Genomic DNA, 2,978 nt, shown 5'->3' with positions numbered 1-2,978 from the left:
TAGCTGTGCGCCAGCGCATCGTGCGGCAGCTCGATGGTGTTCTTGCGCGTCGCGAAGTAGGCACCGGATCTGAGCGCCGCCTTGTTCGACTTGGCCCAGAGCATGTGATCGTCGCGACTGGCCACCAGTATTGCGCGCTTGGGTGCGATCTCGGTCCAGCGCAAGGCGGCGGCTGTCAGCGAGACGCCATAGCGGTCGGCGCAGTGGCCGAGCAGATCGAAGCTGATCGGCTGTCCATCCACTTGGCGCCGGAAGTCGTCCAGCGGCATCAGCAGGGTCGAGGCGAACAGATCCGCCTCGGCCTCGATGTCGCGCTCGTTGTTGTCACCCGTCTCGATGTCGTCGTCGCCGCATTCGAACAGGTCCTGCTGGTGGCGGTGCAAGATGTAGTGACCGAATTCATGCGCGATCGTGAAGCGCTTGCGGCCTTCCGACGGGGTGGCGCTGTTGTAGAGGACCAGCCACTTCGAGCGCGCCTTGTTGGCCTTCAACAGGCCATCGAAACCGTCGAGATCCTCGCCCCGAACCGTGTCGATTGGCGAGTCTGCAAAGCACTGGCGGGAATACTCCAGCGCCAGTTCGTCAACCTTGACCGGAAAGCGATCCGCACCGAGAACCGTGTTGAGCATGGACGAGATGCGGTTGGCCTCGGCCATGGGCTTTTTCGCGTCCGTCATTCATCTTCCCAGGCATCGATGATCTTGCGGATCTTCTTCTTGTCCGGTTCCGACATGGTTTTGTATTTGCGGAAGAAGGCCTCATCGAGCACTTCCTCGTCCGGCGTGGAGGCCGACTCGGTCAACAGGAACTCCGTGGTGACCTCGAGGACGGCGGCGATCTTGCCGATCTTCTCGGCCGATGGCTTCGGGTCGTCTTTGTTTTCCAGTTCCCAGATGTAGCTCTTGCTGGAGTCGGTCAGTTCGGCCAACTGTTCCAGACTGAGCTTCTTTTGTTTCCGCAGTGCGCGGATCTTGTCCCCTAGGGGCGATGGCACCGGTCTCTCCTCATGTGTTGGCATCAGTCCGAAAATAATACCACTGTGCCGAACATTTTCGTACCTGCTTGACAAACCCCTAAGTGCTCCGAGACAATCACAATCGTTCGGTACACCGAACGTCATCGGTCTGCACTCCCCAGCAAGGACAAGGGGCGGTAGGGGCTGATACCAACCCGATCCACACCTTGAAAGGGGTATGTAGATGAACGATGCAGAGAACTTGAGCAAGCTCCTTGGCCACCTGCCGCCGGCCGTGTTCCACGAATTCATGGCCGAAGAGTTCAGCCTGACCATGCCAGACCTGGATGCCAAGAAGCCGAAAAAGGAGCAGCGCGAACAAATGGAGGCCGTGCTGTCCGCCCTTGGTGTGGGCGAGCGGCAGCGGATCGAAGAAGTGGCCGAACGGATCGTGCTGTTGTCAGACGGCGCCGGCCAGGACGTCATCGACGGCTTCAAGGACGACATCTTCGATGACGCCGCCCGGGAAACCTTCGCAGCGATTCCGAACCAGTACGAGCGGGCGCTGTGGCTGCACGTCAATGAACCCGTGATCTTCGAGGAGGCCCTCAACGCCCGACAGGCCGACGTGTTCCGGCAAAGCGCCTCCTGCTACTCCGGATTCATGGCACCCGCCAACCTGGCGGTACTCGACGACGCGACGGCCAAGGCGGCGTTCCACCAGACCGTCGCCCAGCAACTCGGGTGCTCCGATGACGCGGTTGCGATCCAGATCTTCAAGCGTCTGCGGCCCGACACGCAGACCGGCGAGGACGTGGACCTGTACCAGATCAGCATCCATCACAACCGCCCACCGGAAATCATCGACTGCGTGCAGGCCAGCGAACTGGTGCCCCAGGAGGTGATCCGGGCGGTGTCTTCGCACATCACTTACGAGCCGGCCAATGGGCACCTGGAGGTGCTGTCGAAAGATACGGCGGGCCGGGAAGCGTTGGCGCGCATCGTGGCTGACACCCTGCTGCAATCGCCCATCACCGGCGAGAAGATCCCGCTCAAGCAATACGACTACCAGAGCCTGGCGGCGCTGCGTAATTTCGACCTATCCGGCGAGCCGGTTGCGTTCGTCAAGGTCGTCGAGCTCGGCTACGCCGCCGGCAATGGCCGGTCGCTCCTGGTGAAGATCTGGACCAAGGACGTCGATGACATCTACGCGGCCGCCCGGTCGTTGATCGGCCCCGCCTTCGACTTCCGCGATCACCACCTCAACTACGCCAAGCTGTCCATCAAGCTGAAAAAGGTCGGCAAGGACCGCGCACGGACGATCACCGTGATCCTGCGCGACGACAACAAGTGCAACATCAAAACCAAGCGGGAAAAGGACCGGGCGCTGTGCGACCGACTGCTGGCCAAATGGCACCTGGTGAAGGAGATCGGCCATGTCGTCGAAGCCCCTGCCGACACAGTCGCTGCTTGATCTGATCGACCTGTTCGAACAGTCTGGGCAGCCGATTGCCGACGGCGACGGACAGCGGCTTCGTGGGGTGCCCGGGTGGAGTGTTCTTGGACGGACGTCTTTGACGCCGAAGCTGCTGGAGCAGTGGACCGACTGCGTCGGCTACGCCGGGAGTCACCCTGCATCGCTCGACGACGAGCTTGTCAATGCTGACCTGACTGAAGATGAGCAGGCTGATCGGTATCGCTACCGCTGTCCTCAGACTTTTCGGTGGAAGTTTGTCCCCGCCGCCGAAGTCGCCGTCTACAGCGTTCGACCAGCAGCAATCCTGAGCACCATCGCCGATCTCCTCGGTATTGCGCAGGCTCTGCGAAAAGGGATCGATGCGCCGCTGCTGGACGATGCCCTCTGGCATTTGGGGAAGGCAAGAATCGGACCCGCGCTGACAGACGTCTGGCTCGTTCGCGGCTTGGCGCACTCCGTCGAAGAGGTATTCCGCCACTTCAGCCAGACAAGTCTTCCTGACCAGGGTCTGATTTTGTCGTCTGGCGGCGTATTGCCGCAGTTTGT

3 protein-coding genes and 1 pseudogene are annotated in these 2,978 nt (G+C 61.0%); 2 read left to right on the top strand and 2 right to left on the bottom strand.

Annotated features, from left to right (window positions below; genetic code table 11):
* Positions 1–677, bottom strand: a 677-nt coding sequence (locus RKP46_RS19450; protein WP_311108150.1) for an ImmA/IrrE family metallo-endopeptidase, incomplete at its 3' end; no start/stop codon positions are given.
* The gene (locus RKP46_RS19445; protein WP_311108149.1) at positions 674–994 is read right to left on the bottom strand and encodes a helix-turn-helix transcriptional regulator; all 321 of its coding nucleotides are present in this window, start codon (positions 992–994) and stop codon (positions 674–676) included. The genes RKP46_RS19445 and RKP46_RS19450, both read right to left, overlap by 4 nt.
* 205 nt (positions 995–1,199) lie before the next feature.
* Here RKP46_RS19445 and RKP46_RS19440 point away from each other — a divergent pair, with 205 nt between their 5' ends.
* Both RKP46_RS19440 and RKP46_RS19435 read left to right on the top strand, forming a co-directional pair.
* Positions 1,200–2,429: a hypothetical protein gene (locus tag RKP46_RS19440; protein ID WP_311108148.1), complete on the top strand. Its 1,230-nt coding sequence runs from the start codon at positions 1,200–1,202 to the stop codon at positions 2,427–2,429.
* Positions 2,392–2,978 (top strand): annotated as a pseudogene (locus tag RKP46_RS19435) (hypothetical protein); the annotation flags it as partial. The gene RKP46_RS19440 and the pseudogene RKP46_RS19435, both read left to right, overlap by 38 nt.

Origin of the sequence: Accumulibacter sp. (assembly GCF_031732815.1) — a bacterium.
Classification (GTDB): Bacteria; Pseudomonadota; Gammaproteobacteria; order Burkholderiales; family Rhodocyclaceae; genus Accumulibacter.
Note: the sequence above shows the minus strand (reverse complement) of the source record. Positions and strands in the feature narration are given on the sequence as shown.